Raw genomic sequence first — 18051 nt, 5'->3', positions numbered from 1 at the left:
GGTCGGGATCAGCGCGGCAGCCGCAGTGATCGCAGGTGACGGGGTGGACGATGACCTCCCCGGTCGACAGCACCACCAGCGACGTCACCCCGAGATCGACACCGACCGCGCCGCCACGGTCGGCGGATGTGGATTCGGAACGCTCGATCTCGACGGACAACGACACCCGCCACCGCCACGGCGAAACGACACCGTCGCCGACCGGACCCGAGCCGTACCGCGCTGCCCGTGCCGCGCCAGTTCGCGGGGCGACTCGCGGATACGCACCACCCCGTAAGTGCGTCCCGCGACGCGCTGATCCATCACGACCATCACCCGAGCCAAGCCCCCAGTCGTAGGCGAACCGCACCGCACCACAATGGGAAGCCAGCGCAGCAGCCTGCCCGCCGGTGGGATCGAGGGCGAACCGATACGCCCGCACCACCGTGGCCCGAGCAGAACCCTCCTGCCCAGGCTCCTCGGCGACACGTACCTGTTCGTCCACGACCCGATCATGCCCACCCCAGCACAACGCTGTCATCATCCCGAAGGGTGAACCTCAGTTCGACTCCTCGGGAAAAGAACGCCCCGAGGGGAAGCGCTCCAACGATTCACGAGGAGTCGCCGCCCCGCAGAGGTGTATCCCGGGTCACGTCATAGGCTTGGAAGTCGTGAGCCCGGATGCCGACGACAGCCCCGCCCTGGACGTGCGCGGGCTGAACAAGCGCTTCGGCGACACGGTGGCCGTGGCGAACCTCGACCTGCGGATGGAACGCGGTCACGTCCTCGCGCTGCTCGGGCCCAACGGCGCGGGGAAAACCACCACGGTCGAGACCTGCGAGGGCTTCCTGCGGCCCGACAGCGGCGAGGTCCGGGTGCTGGGCGTGGACCCGGTGACCCACGGCGAGCGGCTGCGCCCCCGGATCGGCGTCATGCCGCAGGGCGGCGGGGCCTACCCCGGTGCGCGCGCCGCCGAGATGCTGGAACTGATCGCCTCCTGCAGCGCCCACCCGCTGGACCCGGCGTGGCTGCTGGATACCCTCGGCCTCACCGCCGCCGGACGCACCCCGTACAAGCGCCTCTCCGGCGGCCAGCAGCAGCGACTTTCCCTGGCCTGCGCCCTGGTCGGACGCCCGGAGCTGGTCTTCCTCGACGAACCCACCGCCGGGATGGACCCGCAGGCCCGGCGTCTGGTCTGGGAACTGATCGCGGCGCTGCGCGCCGACGGCGTGAGCGTGCTGCTGACCACGCACCTGATGGACGAGGCCGAGACGCTCGCCGACCGCGTCGTCATCGTCGATCACGGCCGAGCGGTGGCCGAGGGCACCGCCGCCGAGCTCACGGCCCCGCACGACGGACGCCAGGAACTGCGGTTCCGCTCCCAGCCCGCGCTCGACCTGGACCTGCTGCTGACCGCGCTTCCGGAAGACTGCACGGCCAGCGAGATACGCGCCGGTGAGTACGTGATCCACGGCGAGATCGATCCCCAGACGGTCTCGACGGTCACCGCGTGGTGCGCCCGCCAGGACGTACTCGCCCACGAGCTGCGGGTCGACCGACGCAGCCTGGAAGACGTGTTCCTCGATCTGACCGGACGGGAGCTTCGCTCGTGAGCACCGACTCGACGGACGTCACCGGCACGCGAGGGCACACCTTCCCCGGCGGCACCTTCCGCCCCGCGCCCGGCCGGGCGCACCCGCTGCGCATGCTCGCCGCGCACACGGTGCTGGAGGCCAAGCTCACGCTGCGCCACGGCGAGCAGGTCCTGCTGAACCTGATCATCCCGCTGGCCCTGCTCATCGGGCTGAGCACCCTGCACATCGGCGCCGTGACCGAGCCGCGGGTGGACTCCGTCGTGCCCCGCGTGCTGGCGCTGGCCGTGATGTCCACGGCCTTCACCGGCCAGGCCATCGCGCTCGGCTTCGACCGCCGCTACGGCGTGATCAAACGACTGTCGGCGACCGCGCTGCCGCGGTGGGTGCTGATCGGCGGGCGGGTGCTGGCGACCCTGGTCGTCGTGGCGCTGCAGGTCGTGGTCCTCGGCATCACGGGACTGCTGATGGGGTGGAGCCCCGCGGTGGAGGGCCTGCTGGCGGCGGTACCGCTGTTCGTGCTCGGCACCCTGGCCTTCGGTGCGGCGGGGGTGCTGGTCGGTGGCACGTTGCGCGCCGAGATCGTGCTGGCCGTGGCCAACGCGGTCTGGTTCGTGCTCCTGCTGGCGGGAGGACTCGCCCTGCCGCCGCAGGACCTGCCCGGTGCGGTGGGCGCGCTGGCCCACTTCCTGCCCTCAGGTGCGCTGGCCGAGTCGCTGGACGCCACGCTCGCCCACGGTGCCCTGCCGGGATTGCGACCGGTGCTCGTGCTGGTGGCCTGGGGCGCGGTGACCGGTCTGGTGGCCGGCCGCACCACGCGCCTGACCTGAGCTTGGTTCACAACTCGTTACCAATAAGTAGGATGCTGCCATGCACTCCGAGATCGCACGCCAGGGTCTGAAAACCCTGGAGCCGCTGCACGCGATGATCTACTTCGCTCCCGAGACCGCACGGCGTTTCGGTGAGCTCGGCCTGGAGCCGGGCCACATGTGCTACTTCGCCGGTCGGGCGGCTCCCATGGGGGCGGTCGGCCCCGGCACCGTCGCGGCCACCTTCTACAACTACAACCCCGACGCCGTCGCCGCCCAGATCCCCCGCGCCTGGTCCCTGGCCGCCCCGGAGAAGGTCGTGGCGGCCCGCTTCAGCGCCGCCGACGAGGCACTGAAGCGGCTGCTGGGCGAGCAGGCCCTGTCCTCGGCGGAGATGATCGAGGTGGCTCAGCTCGCCCGCGAGGCCAGCGAGGGCTGCTTCCCGCAGGGCCGTCCGCTGTACGCCGCCCACGCCGACCTGGAGTGGCCCGAGGAACCGCACCTGGTGCTGTGGCACGCCCAGAGCATGCTGCGCGAGTTCCGGGGCGACGGGCACATCATCGCGCTGCAGCGGGCCGGCCTGAGCGGCTTGCAGGCGCTGGTGCTCAACACCGCCACCGGCAAGGGCTTCGTTCCCTCGTTCGCCAAGCAGAGCCGTGGCTGGTCGGACGAGCAGTGGGCGACGGCCGAGGACGAGCTGCGCGAGCGCGGACTGCTCGACGACTCGGGAACGCCCACCGAGCGGAGCGCCACCCTGCTGGAGGAGATCGAGACCGAGACCGACGAGCTCGCCATGGCTCCCTGGCGACACCTCGGCCAGGACAAGTTCGAGCGCCTGACCCAGCAGGGGCGCGTGCTGAGCAAGCAGGCGGTGAAGGCCGGGGCCTTCCCCTCCGAGTTCTTCGCCGCCGGCTCCCCCCGCCGCGCGGAGTGAGCCACGGTGAACGCGTCGTCGTGGCGGTGTGACGGCCACGACGACGCGTTCACCCTTCGGGGAGGTCTCGGTCAGGCGGGGACGAGCTCGCCCTCGCCGGCTTGAGGTAGTCAGCCGGCGCTGCGTCCCCGACCGGAGGGCTCGCGATTTTCGGGAAATCGTCACGACCCCACACGCCGACTCCCCCGGCAAGGCCGGATCGGTAGTGCGCCTACCATCGACCCGTGTCCGCACCGCCGTTGCTCAGCCGCGTGTCCCGCCCCTCCACCGCCCTGATGCGCGCGCTCGCGCTGGCGGTACTGGTGACCCAGGTCCTGATCTCCGTGACCGGTTCGGTGGTCCGGGTGACCGGCTCCGGACTGGGCTGCCCGACGTGGCCGCGCTGCTTCCCGGGCAGCATGGTCCCGGTCTCGCACCCCGAGGTCTCCACGCTGCACCAGATCATCGAGTTCGGCAACCGGCTGCTGACCAGCGTCGTCGGCCTCGTCGCCCTGGCCTGCCTGTTCGCGGCCTGGCGGATGCGCCCCTACCGGAGCCGCCTGGTGCGGCTGGCCCTGATCATGCCGATCGGCGTGGCGGTGCAGGCCGTGCTCGGCGGGATCACCGTGCTGGTCGACCTGAGCTGGTGGAGCGTGTCGATCCACTTCCTGGCCTCGGCGGTGCTGATCTGGTTCGCCACCTGCCTGGTCAAGGCCGCCGGTGAGGGCGACGAACCCGCTCGGCCGGTCGTCCCGGCGCGAATGCGGCGGCTGCTGGTCGCCCTGATCGCCGTCACCGCCGCGATGCTCGTCGCGGGCACCCTCGTCACCGCGGCCGGTCCGCATGCCGGTGACGCCCAGACGCCCCGACTGGCGCTACCGATCCCGAACCTCGTTCAGGCCCACGGACTGCTGGTGATGGCCTACCTGTGCCTGCTGGCGATCTTCGGCGTGTGGCTGCGCAACACGCGGCCGACCAAGGCGCTGCTGCGCTCCTACGGTGCGGCCTGCGTTCTCGTGCTCGCCCAGGGGGTCCTCGGTTCCGCCCAGTACGCCCTCGGTGTCCCGGAAGCGATGGTGATCTTCCACGTCCTGGGCGCGACACTGGTGGTCATCACCACCGCGCTGCTGTGGGGCGAGGCCCGCTTCCGCGGCCCGACCCCACGGCGCGACACCGCAGCACGATCCCACGAGACCGCCGAGGTCGGGTGAGACTTGACGTGCTCCCCGCTGTGAGTGGTGGGATTCCCACGCGGCTATGCCGCGTTCCGGGTGGTACTTCCCCGCGGTTTCCCGCTGCTTCCTGCTTCCTCACCCAACACCCCCTCGAATGAGGGTGGACTTACGCGGGCTCCACGAGCGTTTACCCTCTCCGCACGCCCTGCGGCGAGAATGATGGTGGCTGCGTTGAAGTCCCGCTCGTGCTGTGCGCCGCAACCGGGACACGTCCGGTCCCGCACCCGTAGCGGCATGGCATCCATCAGGTAGTGGCAGGCCGAGCACGTTTTCGAGCTGGGCAACCACCGGTTGACGGTGTGCACCGCCCGCCCGTGGTAGGCGGCCTTTTCCTCGATGATGCGCACGAACCGACCCCACCCGGCATCGGAGATCGCTCGGGCGAGTTTGCGGTTGCGCACCATCCCGGCCACATTCAGGTCCTCGACGTGGACCACTTGGTTCTCGCGCACCAGCTTGAGGGCCTGTTTGTGGTGGTATTCCCGCCGGGCTCGGGCTACCTTGCCGTGCTGTACGGCTTCCTCGCGGCGCGACTTGTCGCGGTTTGCGCTTCCTTCCCGTCCGCGGGATTTCTCCCGCTGCACCCGGCGCAACTTGCGCTGCTGGCGCTGTAAGTGTTTCGGGTTTGCCGCATCCGACCGGTTGCCGTCTGTGTCGGCGCAGGTCGCCAACCGGCTGATTCCCAGGTCCACGCCGGTCTCGTGCTCGGTTCCCGATAGCGGCCGCGGGTCGCGTTCGACGACGAAGCTAGCGTAGTAGCGCCCGTCCGGTTCGCGGATGACGGTGACCGAGGTGGGCGTGCTGGGCAGGTCGCGGGACCAGCGCACCCGCACTTCGCCCACCTTCGCGATGTACAGCTTGCCGGTGCACGAGTCGAAGAAATTCTGCCACGCCCGGTGCGCGTCCTGCACGGACTGCACCAGTGGCGCGCTGGCCACCTCGGACAACCACTCGCGCGCTTCGGTGCGTTCACCTTCGGTGATGACGCGGCGTTGCACGTCGGTTTCGACAGCTCCTCGCCTGCCCGCCACGCGGCGTCGGAATCATCTGTGGTCACCGTCGTACTTCGCCGTGTCCTGCGGCGGTCTCCGTTGTCAGTAATCCGACAGTACGTCGAAAACCAACGTCGCCCCTCCTGACAGCCAGCTGCGCGAGCCGGGAAAGCAAGGACCGCCCACCCCCGGCGTGAACCCCCGGGCTTGCGACGATCGAATCCTGGTCAGCGGCGCGGGCGGCCCTCGCGTTCCCACTTGCGCCACAGCTCGGGCATCTCACCGGCCAGCCACTTGTAGAACTCGTGCACGGTGCGCAGGCGACGAGCCCGCTCCCCCTGGCCGCTGAACATCCGAAGCCCCGACTCGGTGAGCTCCCTGAGCTGGGTCACCCGCTCCATGCGCTGGCGAACCATCTCCGGCCAGCGGTCCTCCTCGACCCGGTACAGCGCCGCCTCCCTGCCCTGGCGAGTGGTCTTGGAGATCACTCCCATGCGCAGCAGCAGCCGCACGTTGGTGCTGATCGAACCGGTGCTGGCGCTGAGCCCGTGCGAGAGCTCGGCGGCCGTGCGCTCCGGCGGGTCGCAGATGAGCAGGAAAGCCAGGATGCGGCCCGCGATCAGCGGCATCCCCTCGGTGGCCTCGAAGTGCGCCGCCATCTGCTCGATCCACTCCGACATCGCGGGACGGTCGGTACGCTGCGCGTACTCGTCCTGAGCCGGCTGGAACGGGTTGGTTTCGGGCACCACGTCTCCTCGTGATCGACTTTGGTCAACACTGAAAACATAGTTGACGGCAAAGCACGAAGCCAGCCCGTCGCCGGACGTGTCGCGAACAAAGCTCAGCGGTTCAGGTGCGCCCGCACCGCGGAGGCGAAGCGCAGCCGCGCGTCCGGGCCGGTCTGCCGGAAGCCCAGCGAGGGTTCGGACAGCTCCAGCTCCAGCAGCAGGGGCTCGCCGCCCTCACCCCGCACCAGGTCCACGCGCGCGTAGAGCAGCTCGGAACGGGACAGGTCGAGCAGCTTGCACGTCGTGTCCAGCACGTCCTCGGCGGCCCTGCGCAGTTCCGCGGCGGGGTGGCTGGGGCTGAGCCCCTCGCTGACGAACAGCCCCGACTCGTCCGTCGACGACCGCAGCATGGGGCCCTTGACGAAGCCGTGCGAGTACACGCCGCAGAGGAAGACCAGCGCGGTCTCACCCTCCCGATCGACCGCGCGCTGGTATGGCTGCACCACCGCCGTCCTGTCCCGGGAGTGCAGCCACTTCAGGTGGGCTTCGGCGTCGGCGGGCGTGGTGGAATCGAAGCGGGCGGCGTCGCGCGAACCGGCCCCCACCGACGGTTTCACCACGAACTCGCCCGCGGGCCACTCGACCTCCCCACCGGGCTCGACCAGGTGGGTCCGCACGACTCCGACACCGAGGTCGGCCAGTTCCACCAGGTAGGACTTGTCGGTGTTCCACCGCACGACTCCGGCCGGGTTGGCCAGCGCGGGCACGGACTCGCACCACCGCAGGAACTCCGCGCGCCTATTCGGGTAGTCCCAGGTGCTGCGCAGCACGACCAGGTCGGCCCGACCGAAGTCCACGGCGGGATCGTCCCAGGCCACCCAGGACGCCCGGACACCGAGCTCGGCGAGGGCCGCGGGCAACGGGCTGTCGTCCTCGTTCGAGCTGGGCAGCTCCGAGCACGTGGCGAGCAGTACTTCGGGCCTCATCCCCGCGTCCGGCCCATGCGACGCCGGTGCTCGGGATCGATCCGCAGCGCCGAGGTGGTCTCGTTGTCCCACGCGCTGTCGGTGAGGTTGTCCACGGCGTCGACGACCGAACGGCCGGTGGCCACGTCGGAGACCATCATGTCGCCGAAAGCCCCGTCCTGACCGATCAGCACGATGCGCGCGCCCGCCCGGCCCAGGTTCTCCACCACGGCCCGCGCCGACCCGCCGTGCTCACCGACGAACCCGGCCGCTCGGCCCACGGCCTCGCGTGGTGGTGGGGTCGCCGCTTCCTCGGACTTCTCGGCACTCGTCATACCGTCCGATCCTAAGGGGCGGACAGCGGCGCATCTCACTCCTTGTGGCACAGACCTCTCGACCCGCCGGTTGGACGCGCGGTGCGGAAGGGCAGATGATGTTGTCAGTCGCCGAGACACCGACGAGCACGGAGGTAGGAATGCGCGCGATCCGGGTAATGAACAACGGCGGGCCGAAGGTGCTCGAGGAAGCCGAGGTCGACGACCCCCTGCCCGGTGTGCGCGAGGTGCTGGTCGACGTCGCCGCCTGCGGGGTGAACTTCATCGACACCTACCAGCGCAGCGGGGTCTACCCGGTGTCGCTGCCCTTCGTCCCCGGTTCCGAGGGCGCGGGCACGGTGGCCGAGGTCGGCAGCGAGGTCACCGACTTCTCCCCCGGCGATCGGATCGCGTGGGCGATGGCGCCGGGCAGCTACGCCCAGCGCGCCGTCGTCCCCGTCGACAAGGCCGTGCGGGTGCCGGACGCCATCGACGACAACACGGCCGCGGCGGCGCCGTTGCAGGGCATGACCGCCCACTACCTGGTCACCTCGACCTATCCGGTGCGCACGGGTGACACGGCGCTGGTGCACGCGGCCGCCGGCGGAATGGGGCTGTTGTTGACCCAGCTGGTCAAGGCCCGTGGCGGCAACGTGATCGGCACCGTGTCCACCAGCGAGAAGGAGCAGCTGGCCCGCGAGGCGGGTGCCGACGAGATCATCCACTACACCGAGGACGACGTGGCCAACGAGATCCGCGACCTCACCGACGGGCGCGGCGTGGACGTCGCCTACGACGGAGTGGGCAGGGACACCTTCGACGCGAGCCTTGCCAGCCTGCGCCCGCGCGGCACGCTGGCGCTGTTCGGCGCCGCCAGCGGCCCGGTCCCGCCGCTGGATCCGCAGCGCCTGAACTCCGCCGGCTCGGTGTTTCTGACCCGCCCGAGCCTGGGCCACCACATGCTCACGCGCCAGGAGCTGGACTGGCGCGCCGGCGAGATCTTCCAGGCCGTGTCCGGTGGTGATCTGACCATCCGCGTCGGCGGTACCTATCCCCTGGCCGAGGCGGCACGCGCCCACGAGGACCTGGAAGCCCGCCGCACCACGGGCAAGCTGCTGCTGGTGCCGTAACCACGGGCGCCGGGGTACGCCCGTGGTCTTTCCCGGTTTCGCGCGAAACCGGGTAACCCCCGAACAGGGGACGTCGGTACTGCTGCTCCGGTGCCACCGCCCCCTGCTCCGGTACCACTGGGTCGGTGCTACTTCTGCCGCAGGAAGGCTTCCACGTTCTTCTCGGTGATCACCTTGACCGGGATCTCGGTGGGACCGTGGGTGGCGGTGCCCTCGGACCGCGCGGCCGTGACGGCCTTGCGGAGGGCGACCCTGCCGAGCTCCTTCGGCCGCTGGGCGATGTCGGCGCTCATGGCCCCGGTCTTCACGGCGTCCAGCCCCTCGGGAGTGCCGTCGAAGCCGACGACGTCCACGGCGTTGCCCGCCCTGCCGCCCAGCGCCTTGATCGCTCCGAGCGCCATCTCGTCGTTGGCGGCGAACACGCCCTGGATCTCGGGGTGGGCCTGCAGGATGTTCTGCGTGACGTCGAGCGCCTCCACCCGGTCGAAGTCGGCGGGCTGCGAGGCCACGACCCGGACGGACGGGTGCTCGCCGATCTCGGTCTCGAAGCCCCTGGCCCGCTCCCGGGCGGCCGAGGTGCCCGGCTTGCCCTCCAGGACTGCGACGGGTCCGGATCCGACCAGCTCGGCCAGTTTCCGCGCCGCGAGCCTGCCGCCCAGGACGTTGTCCGAGGCCACGGTGGTCACGACCCGGCCGCCGCTGGGGGCGCGGTCCATCGCGATCACCGGAATCCCGGCCGAGTTGGCCGAGGTGATCGCGGGTACGACGGCGTCCGAGCTCACCGGGTTGACGACGAGGACGTCGGCGTTCTGCGAGACCGCGTTCTGCACCGCGTTGGCCTGCCGGGAGGCGTCCTCTCCCGCGTCGGTGACCTCCAATCGCACGCCCAGACGTTCGGCCTCCTGCCGCGCACCGGCCCGGACGTCGACGAAGAACGGGTTGTCCAGGGTCGACAGCGACAGCGCGACCTGCAGCCGCTCGTCCTGCATCGCCGACTGGCGGCGTTCGTGGATCGCCCATCCGCCCGCGACGACCACGAGCACGGTCACCACCGCCGTGGCGCGGCGAAGCGCGGGCGTGCGCAGCAGCGCCGGGCGCGACCGGCCCGAGCTTCGACGCCGCCGCAGCGTGTCGAACAGCACCGCTGCCGCGATGACCGCGCCGATGGCGACCTGCTGCCAGAACGCCGAGACGCCCAGCAGGTTCAGCCCGTTGCGCAGCACGGCGAGCACGAGCGCGCCCAGGAAGGTGCCGAGGGCCGAACCCGCGCCACCCGCGAGGCTCGCACCGCCGATGACCACGGCTGCGATCGCGTCGAGTTCGTAGCCGGTGCCCGCGTCGGGCTGGGCCGAGGCCAGCCGCGCGGCCAGCAGGATCCCGGCCACGGCGGCCAGCAGCCCGGAGGCGGCGTAGACGAGCAGCCGCTGGCGGGTCACCTTGATCCCGGACAGGCGCGCGGCCTCGGCGTTGCCGCCGATCGCGTACATCGCCCGGCCCGCGTAGGTGCGCCGCAGCACCAGAGCGCCGAGCAGGCCGACGGCGATCATGACCAGCAACGGGTAGGGCAGGACCCCGAGGAGCTCACCACTGCCCAGCGAACCCAGCCAGCCCGACACCGCGATCGGCCGCCCGTCGGCGATGACCAGAGCCATCCCGCGAGCGGCGCTGAGCATCGCCAGCGTGGCGATGAACGGCGGCACCCGGCCCGCGGTGATCAGCACCCCGTTGACCAGACCGGCCACGACGCCGGACCCGAGACCGACGAGCACCGCCAGCCACAGCGGCATCCCGGCCGCGGTCGCCGACCAACCGGTCACGATCCCGGCCAGACCGGCCACGCTGCCGACCGAGAGGTCGATGCCGCCACTGACGATCACGAAGGTCAGGCCGAAGGCCAGCACGGCCACGACCGAGGCCTGCACACCCACGTTGATCAGGTTGTTGGCGCTCAGGAAGTCCGGGGACAGCAGCGACAGCGCCAGGACCAGCACCAGCAGCCCGCCGAGCGGACCACTGTTGTCCCGCAGCGCGGAGACCCAGCGGGCCTGCTTCCTCGACGAGACGCCGCGGTCCCGCTCGGCCACGTCCTGCCCGGCGTCGTCCTCAGGCATCGTCGTCCGCTCCGTTCCCGTGGGCGACGGCCAGCGCCATCACGTCCTCCTGCGTCGCCTCCGCGCGGCTCAACTCACCGCGCAGCCTGCCGTCGGCCATGACCAGCACGCGGTCGCTGACGCCGAGCAGCTCGGGCAGGTCGCTGGAGACCACGATCACGGTCGTGCCGCCGGCGGTCAGTTCGTTGATCAGCTCGTAGATCTCGGCCTTGGCACCGACGTCGATGCCGCGCGTGGGCTCGTCGAGGATGAGCACCTTGGGGCGGGTGAGCAGCCACTTGCCGATCACGATCTTCTGCTGGTTGCCGCCGGAGAGGGTCAGCGCCGGGCGGGCGAGGTCGTCGACCCGGATCCGCAGCGACCGCACCGTCCGCTCGGCGCTGGCGCGCTGGTCGGCGAGATCGACCAGGCCCGCGCGAGTCCGGTCGCTCAACGTGGCCAGCCCCAGGTTCTCCTCGACCGAGGCACCCAGCACGAGTCCCTGCCCGGCCCGGTCCTCCGGGACCAGTGCCAGACCGCTCGCCCGGGCCGCCGCGACGTCGCCCGGTGGGACTCGTGCACCGTCCAGCCACACCCCGCCGCCGTCGTAGCGGTCGGCGCCGAAGATCGCCCGGACGAGTTCCGTGCGCCCGGCGCCCACCAGGCCGCCGACGCCGACGACCTCTCCGGCGCGGGCGGTGAAGGTGACGTCGTCGAGCGCGCCGGACCGGCTCAGCCCGCGCACCTCCAACCGCTGCTCGCCGATGTCGGCGTCGCGTGCCGGGTACTGCTGTTCGAGCGGGCGGCCGACCATCAGCCGGACCAGCTCCTCGGTGTCGGCGTCGGCGGCGAGCTCGCCGACCTTCGCGCCGTCGCGGAGCACGGTCACGCGGTCGCCCACCTCGGCGACCTCGCCCAGCAGGTGCGAGATGAACACGACACCGACACCGCGGCGGGTCAGGTCCGCGACGATCCCGAACAGCGTGGTGACCTCGGAGCGGCTGAGCACGGCGGTGGGCTCGTCCATGATCAGGAATCGGGTGTCGACGCTGAGCGCCTTGGCGATCTCCACCCGCTGCCGCTGGGCCACCCCCAGCTCGCCGACCGTCGCGTCGACGTCGAGGTCCAGCCCGGTGCGCTCGACCAGCTCCGCCGCGTCGGCGCGCATGCGCGCGCGGTCGATCAGGCCGAACCGGCGGGGCGGGCGCCCGAGGTGGATGTTCTCGGCGACCGAGAGCCCGGGCACCAGCGCCATCTCCTGGTGGATGGTCGAGACGCCGAGGCGCTCGGCGTCGGAGGGACCGCCGAACCGCACCGGCGCGCCGTCGACCCGGACGCTGCCGTCGTCCGGCCGGTGGACACCACCCATGATTTTGATCAGCGTGCTCTTGCCCGCACCGTTCTCGCCGAGCAGGACGTGGACCTCGCCCGCTCGGACGTCGAAGTCGACGGACTCCAGCGCACGCACGCCGGGAAAGGCCTTCGAGACACCGCTGAGCTCGAAATGACCCGGCTGCCCGTTCGTCGCCGTCACCGCGCTCCGCCCCTCCGGTGGCCACCTGCCGCTTTCCGGTCGGCCCCCTGCGGTCGGTGGATCGCCACGACCACAAAAGTGAAACCGATTTCCGTAGCGGACACCCTGTACGGGCGACGATCCGCTGTCAAGGTCGGAGCACTCGTGACCCTGAGTCGCCCTGACGCCGTATTTTGCGCGCAGGCCGAACGGGAGCTACCGTTCTTCGGAAGCGGAAACCGATTGCCGGCGCTTTTCCGCCGACGCGGGGTCCGGCGAGGCGGGAGAGGGTGTGGGCGTTCGGATACACGAGGTGGCCGTCCGGGCGGGCGTGTCGGTGGCGACCGCCTCGCGGGCCCTGTCCGGCCAGCGCGGAGTCCGGGCGGAGAACCGCGACCGGGTGCTGGCCGCGGCCAGGGAGCTGGACTACGAGCCCAACGCCGTGGCCGCCGCGCTGCGCAGCCGCGTCACCCACACCATCGGCATGATCGTTCCCCGCATCTCCAACCCGTTCTTCGCCACGCTGGTCGAGGCCGTCGAGGGCCGGTTGCAGGACGGGCGGCGCAGCCTGCTGCTCGCGGGTTCGCACTACGACCCGGAGGTGGAGCGGCAGCAGGTCCGGAGCCTGCTCGACCGCCGCGTCGACGCGCTCGTGGCCGTGCCCTGTCACCAGCACCACAGCACGGAGACCATCGGCAACGCCGCCGAGCGGGTACCGGTCACCCAGCTCGACCTCCGCGTCGACGGGTTCCACGGCGACTGGGTCGGCGTGGACAACGAGGCGGGCGTGTTCCAGGTCGTCGACCACCTCGCCGCGCTCGGGGCGCACAGCCTCGCCTTCGTCGGTTCGCACCCCAGCGACTCCTCGGCGCAGGCACGCCTGGACGGCTACGAACGGGCGGCGGCCCGTCATGCCCACCACTCCGGCCCCGTCCTGCTCGGAGACTTCAGCAAGGAGTGGGGCCGGCAGGCGGCGGAAAAGCTCATGGACTCCGAGGGGTTGCCCGACGCGGTCGTGTGCGGAAACGACACGATCGCGCTGGGAGTGCTGGCGGCGTTGATCGAGCGCGGAGTGCGCGTTCCCGAGGAGGTCATGGTCACCGGCTTCGACGACATCCCGTACGCCGAACTGTCGCGACCGGCCCTGACGACGGTTCGCCAACCGCAGGAACGGCTGGCCGCCGAAGCCGTCCGGTTGCTCACCTCGGTGATGGAGGGCGAGCAGCGCCCTCCCCAGCGGATCGCCGTCGCCCCGGACCTGCTCGTTCGCGGCTCGACGAAGCGCTGAGCAGCCCTACGGCCACGTAGCCGAGCACGCCCTCGCGAACCCTCGTCACCAGGGCAGGCCGAGGACCGGCAGCCCCAGGGCGGAGTCCACGGCCAGGGCCACGAACACGATCATCAGGTACGTGTTGGACATGTGGAACAGCCGCATGGGCCTGGCCTTGACCCCGCGCCGGGTGGCCGAGTGCAGGCGGTGGGCCAGCACCAGGAACCACGCCCCCGAGGCCGCCGCGAACGCCGCGTACAGCCAGCCGGTCGCCGGAACCAGCAGCAGCGTCCACAGCACCATCAGCCAGCTGAAGGCCACGATCTGCCGCGACACGTGGGCGGGGCGAGCCACGGCGGGCAGCATGGGCACCCCGGCGCGCTCGTAGTCGTCCTTGTACTTCACGGCCAACGCCCAGGTGTGCGGCGGCGTCCAGAAGAAGATGACGCCGAACATCACGATCGCGGGCCACTCCACGCTGCCCGTCGCCCCGGCCCAACCGATCACCACGGGCATGCACCCGGCGGCACCGCCCCAGACGATGTTCTGGGCCGTGCGGCGCTTGAGCACCAGGGTGTAGACGAGGACGTAGAACAGGATCGTGGCCAGCGCCAGGACCGCGGCCAGCAGGTTGGTGGTGGCCCACAGCCAGGCGAAGGAGCCCAGCCCCAGCGACGTGCCGAACACGAAGGCATGCCGGTTCGACACGGTGTGCCGCACGAGCGGGCGCGCCCGCGTGCGTTTCATCACTTGATCGATGTCGGCGTCGACCACGCAGTTGAGCGCGTTCGCGCTGCCGGCCGCCATCGTCCCGCCGATGAGGGTCGCCAGGACGACCCACGGCGCCGGGATGCCCCGCACCGCCAGCATCATCGCCGGAATGGTGGTCACCAGCAGCAGCTCGACGACCCGCGGCTTGGTCAGGCCGACGTAGGCTTTCAGCAGGTCAACAGGTTTGCGGGTGAATCCCCTCGCTGGGTCGGCGGCCGTGGTCATGACGTCGCACGCACCGACGGCACGGGCTCACCGGCGATCATGGAACTCCTTGTCAGTGACGGAACGTCCCCGCGCGAGGCCAGCGGGACCGTCTCGAATAGTAGCCGCGCTACCTGAAGCGCACGCGCTCGGGTGGTGATCCGAGGACGGGTGGCCGACGCCGCGAGACATCGGGTTTACGCTGCACGTTGGACGAGGGAGAACAGCGGAGCGAATCGGTCAAGTAAGACCGGATTCACCGCGCCGAGAAAACTGGAGCTGCTTGGCGTGTCCGTCACACAAGATCTTGCCCGCTTGACAACCAAGCGACTTCCCGCCGACTGGACCGAGCTGGATCAGCGCGCCGTGGACACCGTCCGGGTGCTGGCCGCCGACGCCGTCGAGAAATGCGGGAGCGGCCACCCCGGGACGGCGATGAGCCTGGCCCCGGCAGCCTACGCGCTGTTCCAGCGTGTGATGCGCCACGATCCCACCGACGCGGGCTGGATCGGGCGGGACCGTTTCGTACTGTCGGCGGGCCACTCGAGCCTGACGCTGTACCTTCAGCTGTTCCTGTCCGGCTACGGGCTGGAGCTGTCCGACATCCAGCAACTGCGCACCTGGGACTCCCGCACGCCGGGCCACCCCGAGTACTGGCACACCCCGGGTGTCGAGACCACGACCGGCCCGCTGGGTCAGGGGCTGGCCAACGGGGTCGGCATGGCCATGGCCGCCCGCCGCGAGCGCGGCCTGCTGGACCCGGAGGCCGAGCCGGGCCGGAGCGTCTTCGACCACCAGATCTACGTGATCGCCTCGGACGGCGACATCGAGGAGGGCGTGACCTCGGAGGCGTCCTCGCTGGCCGGGACCCAGCAGCTGGGCAACCTCACGGTGGTCTACGACGCCAACGAGATCTCCATCGAGGACGACACCCACATCGCGCTGTCGGAGGACACCGCCAAGCGCTACGAGGCCTACGGCTGGTACGTGGTCACCGTCGACGGCGGCGAGGACGTCCAGGGCCTGATGGAGGCGCTGGAGGCCGCCCGCTCCGAGACGGACCGCCCCACCCTGGTCGTGCTGCGCACGGTCATCGGGTACCCGGCGCCGAGCAAGATGAACAGCGGCAAGGCCCACGGCGCGGCCCTGGGCGGCGACGAGGTCGCCGAGGTCAAGAAGGCCCTCGCCTTCGACCCGGAGAAGTCCTTCCAGGTCGACGACGAGGTGCTGGCCCACGCCCGCACGGTCGTCGAGCGGGGCAAGGCCGCCCACGAGAAGTGGCAGATCGAGTTCGACCAGTGGGCCACCGAGAACCCGCAGCGCAAGGCGCTGCTGGACCGGATGCGCAGCCGCGAGCTGCCGGAGGGCTGGACGGAGAAGCTGCCGAGCTGGGAGGCCGACCCCAAGGGCATCGCGACCCGCAAGGCCTCCGCCGAGGTGCTGGCCTCGCTGGCCGACGTGCTGCCCGAGCTGTGGGGCGGGTCCTCGGACCTGGCCGAGAGCAACAACACCACGATGAAGGGCGCGGACTCGTTCGGACCGGAGGAGATCTCCACCGACATGTTCTCCGCCCAGCCCTACGGCCGCACGCTGCACTTCGGTGTTCGCGAGCACGCCATGGGCTCGATCCTCAACGGCATCGCGCTGCACGGTGGCACCCGCCCCTACGGCGGCACCTTCCTCATCTTCAGCGACTACATGCGCCCCGCCGTGCGGCTGGCAGCGCTGATGAAGGCCCCGACCGTCTACGTCTGGACGCACGACTCGATCGGTCTGGGCGAGGACGGTCCCACGCACCAGCCGGTGGAGCAGCTGTCCTCGCTGCGCGCCATCCCGGGCCTGTCGGTGGTGCGCCCCGCGGACGCCAACGAGACCTCCGCCGCGTGGAAGGCCGTGCTGGAGAACCCCACCGGCCCGGCGGGACTGGCGCTGACCCGCCAGGGCGTGCCGACGCTGGAGGGCACCAGCACCACGGGCGTGGCCCGCGGTGGCTATGTGCTTGCCGAGGCATCTTCGGGTACCCCCGAGGTGGTGCTCATCGGCACCGGCTCCGAGGTGCAGCTGGCCGTCGAGGCCAGGAAGATTCTCGAGGCCGAGGGCGTTGCCACTCGTGTGGTGTCGATGCCGTGCGTGGAGTGGTTCGACGCGCAGGAGGCGGACTACCGCGAGCAGGTGCTGCCCTCCTCGGTGCGGGCCAGGGTCGCCGTCGAGGCCGGGGTCGCCCAGTCGTGGCACCGCTTCGTCGGTGACGCCGGCGAGGTCGTGTCGCTGGAGCACTTCGGTGCCTCGGCCGACTACAAGACCCTGTTCACCGAGTTCGGCTTCACCGCGGAGGCCGTGGCCGACGCGGCGCGGCGGAGCGCCCACAACGCAGGTAACAACGCGTAAGCGAGAGGTTCGAAGTGACTGGGAACAACAACCTCAAGGCCCTGAGCCAGGCAGGCGTGGCCATCTGGCTCGACGACCTGTCACGGCAGCGGATCAACTCCGGCAACCTCACCGAGCTGATCAACAACTACGAGCTGGCGGGCGTGACCAGCAACCCGACGATCTTCGCCAAGGCGTTGGCCGACGCCGCCGACTACGACGAGCAGGTTCGCCAGCTCGCCGCGCGCGGCGCGAGCGTGGACCAGGCCGTCCGGGAGATCACCACGACCGACATCCGCGACGCCGCCGACCTGTTCCGGGAGGTGCACCGGCGCACCGACGGGCTGGACGGGCGGATCTCGCTGGAGGTCGACCCGCGGCTGGCCCACGACACCGAGCGCACGGTGGCCGAGGCGCTGGACCTGGCCAAGGCCGTGGACCGGCCGAACATGTTCGTCAAGATCCCGGCCACCGCCGCGGGGCTGCCGGCCATCACCCGCGTGCTGGCCGAGGGCGTCAGCGTCAACGTCACGCTGATCTTCTCGGTCCAGCGCCACCGGGAGGTCATGGACGCGTACCTGAGCGGTCTGGAGCAGGCCAAGGCCAACGGCCACGACCTGAGCCGCATCGCCTCGGTGGCCTCGTTCTTCGTCTCCCGCGTCGACGCCGAGGTCGACAAGCGGCTGGAGAAGCTCGCCGGCGGTGAGCAGCTGCGCGGCAAGGCGGCCATCGCCAACGCCCGGCTGGCCTACGCCGCCTACGAGGAGGTCTTCTCCGGTGAGCGCTTCCAGGCGCTCAAGCAGCAGGGTGCCAGGGTGCAGCGTCCGCTGTGGGCCTCCACCGGCGTGAAGGACCCGACCTACTCCGACACCCGCTACGTCGACGAGCTGGTGGCCCCGGACACGGTCAACACCATGCCGGAGGCCACGCTCCACGCCGCGGCCGACCACGCCGACGTGCGGGGTGACGCGGTCAGCGGCAAGGCGGCCTCCTCGCAGGACGTCTTCGACTCGCTGTCGGCGCTGGGCGTGGACCTCGACGACGTCTACGCCGTGCTGGAGCGCGAGGGCGTGGAGAAGTTCGAGAAGTCCTGGAACGAGCTGCTCGACAGCGTGAGCGAGCAGCTGGAGCAGGCAAAGCAGTAACGCCGCCCGCCGGCGAGGGTGCGTGGCCCGGGTC

Annotated in this window: 15 protein-coding genes and 1 pseudogene; 8 read left to right on the top strand and 8 right to left on the bottom strand. The window is 70.9% G+C overall.

The window, feature by feature from the left end:
• Positions 1-334: 334 nt before the first annotated feature.
• A pseudogene (locus FHX42_RS27605) lies at positions 335-520 on the bottom strand (helix-turn-helix domain-containing protein); the annotation flags it as partial.
• A 130-nt stretch (positions 521-650) separates the two neighbouring features.
• Between FHX42_RS27605 and FHX42_RS04740 the strand changes: the two are divergent.
• The 4 genes from FHX42_RS04740 (at position 651) to FHX42_RS04725 (ending at position 4504) form a co-directional block, all read left to right on the top strand.
• Complete coding sequence (locus FHX42_RS04740; protein WP_182542902.1) at positions 651-1592, top strand: ABC transporter ATP-binding protein; 942 nt, start codon at positions 651-653, stop codon at positions 1590-1592.
• Between the two features lie 92 nt (positions 1593-1684).
• Positions 1685-2401, top strand: a complete 717-nt coding sequence (locus tag FHX42_RS04735) for an ABC transporter permease (RefSeq protein WP_182543516.1) — start codon at positions 1685-1687, stop codon at positions 2399-2401.
• A gap of 40 nt (positions 2402-2441) precedes the next feature.
• Positions 2442-3314, top strand: coding sequence for an SCO6745 family protein (locus tag FHX42_RS04730; protein WP_182542901.1), 873 nt, complete (start codon positions 2442-2444; stop codon positions 3312-3314).
• A gap of 275 nt (positions 3315-3589) precedes the next feature.
• On the top strand, positions 3590-4504 hold the full coding sequence (locus FHX42_RS04725; RefSeq protein WP_182543515.1) for a COX15/CtaA family protein: 915 nt from the start codon (positions 3590-3592) through the stop codon (positions 4502-4504).
• A 44-nt stretch (positions 4505-4548) separates the two neighbouring features.
• Here the strand turns inward: FHX42_RS04725 and FHX42_RS04720 are convergent, their stop codons facing one another.
• The 4 genes from FHX42_RS04720 to FHX42_RS04705 all read right to left on the bottom strand — a co-directional run bounded on the left by FHX42_RS04720 (position 4549) and on the right by FHX42_RS04705 (position 7548).
• On the bottom strand, positions 4549-5526 hold the full coding sequence (locus FHX42_RS04720; RefSeq protein ID WP_182542900.1) for an RNA-guided endonuclease InsQ/TnpB family protein: 978 nt from the start codon (positions 5524-5526) through the stop codon (positions 4549-4551).
• Positions 5527-5747: 221 nt separating this feature from the next.
• Positions 5748-6266: a GbsR/MarR family transcriptional regulator gene (locus tag FHX42_RS04715; RefSeq protein WP_328795901.1), complete on the bottom strand. Its 519-nt coding sequence runs from the start codon at positions 6264-6266 to the stop codon at positions 5748-5750.
• Positions 6267-6361: 95 nt separating this feature from the next.
• Positions 6362-7234 carry an ATP-grasp domain-containing protein gene (locus FHX42_RS04710; RefSeq protein ID WP_182542899.1) on the bottom strand — a complete coding sequence of 291 codons (873 nt, stop codon included), beginning with the start codon at positions 7232-7234 and terminating at the stop codon, positions 6362-6364.
• Positions 7231-7548, bottom strand: coding sequence for a hypothetical protein (locus FHX42_RS04705; protein WP_182542898.1), 318 nt, complete (start codon positions 7546-7548; stop codon positions 7231-7233). The genes FHX42_RS04710 and FHX42_RS04705 overlap by 4 nt, the downstream gene beginning before the upstream one ends.
• Positions 7549-7688: 140 nt before the next feature.
• Here FHX42_RS04705 and FHX42_RS04700 point away from each other — a divergent pair, with 140 nt between their 5' ends.
• Positions 7689-8657, top strand: coding sequence for a quinone oxidoreductase family protein (locus FHX42_RS04700; RefSeq protein ID WP_182543513.1), 969 nt, complete (start codon positions 7689-7691; stop codon positions 8655-8657).
• Between the two features lie 128 nt (positions 8658-8785).
• Here the strand turns inward: FHX42_RS04700 and FHX42_RS04695 are convergent, their stop codons facing one another.
• Both FHX42_RS04695 and FHX42_RS04690 read right to left on the bottom strand, forming a co-directional pair.
• Entirely contained in the window at positions 8786-10768 is a 1983-nt protein-coding gene (locus tag FHX42_RS04695) for an ABC transporter permease/substrate-binding protein (RefSeq protein ID WP_182542897.1), read from the bottom strand.
• Positions 10761-12281 (bottom strand): sugar ABC transporter ATP-binding protein, encoded by a 1521-nt coding sequence (locus FHX42_RS04690; protein WP_182542896.1) that lies wholly within the window; start codon positions 12279-12281, stop codon positions 10761-10763. Before FHX42_RS04690 ends, FHX42_RS04695 begins: the two co-directional genes overlap by 8 nt.
• Positions 12282-12552: 271 nt before the next feature.
• On the opposite strand from FHX42_RS04690, the gene FHX42_RS04685 reads away from it, so the two are divergent.
• Entirely contained in the window at positions 12553-13548 is a 996-nt protein-coding gene (locus tag FHX42_RS04685) for a LacI family DNA-binding transcriptional regulator (protein ID WP_182542895.1), read from the top strand.
• Positions 13549-13593: 45 nt separating this feature from the next.
• Here FHX42_RS04685 and FHX42_RS04680 read toward each other — a convergent pair whose 3' ends face one another.
• Positions 13594-14526, bottom strand: a complete 933-nt coding sequence (locus FHX42_RS04680; RefSeq protein WP_182542894.1) for a heme o synthase — start codon at positions 14524-14526, stop codon at positions 13594-13596.
• A gap of 294 nt (positions 14527-14820) precedes the next feature.
• Between FHX42_RS04680 and tkt the strand changes: the two genes are divergently transcribed.
• Complete coding sequence (gene tkt, locus FHX42_RS04675) at positions 14821-16893, top strand: transketolase (protein ID WP_182542893.1); 2073 nt, start codon at positions 14821-14823, stop codon at positions 16891-16893.
• A 14-nt stretch (positions 16894-16907) separates the two neighbouring features.
• Positions 16908-18017: a transaldolase gene (tal, locus tag FHX42_RS04670; RefSeq protein WP_182542892.1), complete on the top strand. Its 1110-nt coding sequence runs from the start codon at positions 16908-16910 to the stop codon at positions 18015-18017.
• The last annotated feature ends 34 nt before the right edge of the window (positions 18018-18051 follow it).

Source organism: Halosaccharopolyspora lacisalsi (assembly GCF_014137975.1).
Lineage (GTDB): Bacteria > Actinomycetota > Actinomycetes > Mycobacteriales > Pseudonocardiaceae > Halosaccharopolyspora > Halosaccharopolyspora lacisalsi.
The sequence above is the reverse complement of the archived record's forward strand: the minus strand, read 5'-3'. Positions and strand labels throughout refer to the sequence as shown.

Excerpts from the sequence above, each read along its gene's own strand:
- FHX42_RS04735 (WP_182543516.1), top strand. The coding sequence starts at position 1,685 with ATGCTCGCCGCGCACACGGTGCTGGAGGCCAAGCTCACGCTGCGCCAC.
- FHX42_RS04730 (WP_182542901.1), top strand. The coding sequence starts at position 2,442 with ATGCACTCCGAGATCGCACGCCAGGGTCTGAAAACCCTGGAGCCGCTG.
- FHX42_RS04725 (WP_182543515.1), top strand. The coding sequence starts at position 3,590 with ATGCGCGCGCTCGCGCTGGCGGTACTGGTGACCCAGGTCCTGATCTCC.
- FHX42_RS04710 (WP_182542899.1), bottom strand. The coding sequence starts at position 7,234 with ATGAGGCCCGAAGTACTGCTCGCCACGTGCTCGGAGCTGCCCAGCTCG.
- FHX42_RS04705 (WP_182542898.1), bottom strand. The coding sequence starts at position 7,548 with ATGACGAGTGCCGAGAAGTCCGAGGAAGCGGCGACCCCACCACCACGC.
- FHX42_RS04700 (WP_182543513.1), top strand. The coding sequence starts at position 7,689 with ATGCGCGCGATCCGGGTAATGAACAACGGCGGGCCGAAGGTGCTCGAG.
- FHX42_RS04695 (WP_182542897.1), bottom strand. The coding sequence starts at position 10,768 with ATGCCTGAGGACGACGCCGGGCAGGACGTGGCCGAGCGGGACCGCGGC.
- FHX42_RS04680 (WP_182542894.1), bottom strand. The coding sequence starts at position 14,526 with ATGACCACGGCCGCCGACCCAGCGAGGGGATTCACCCGCAAACCTGTT.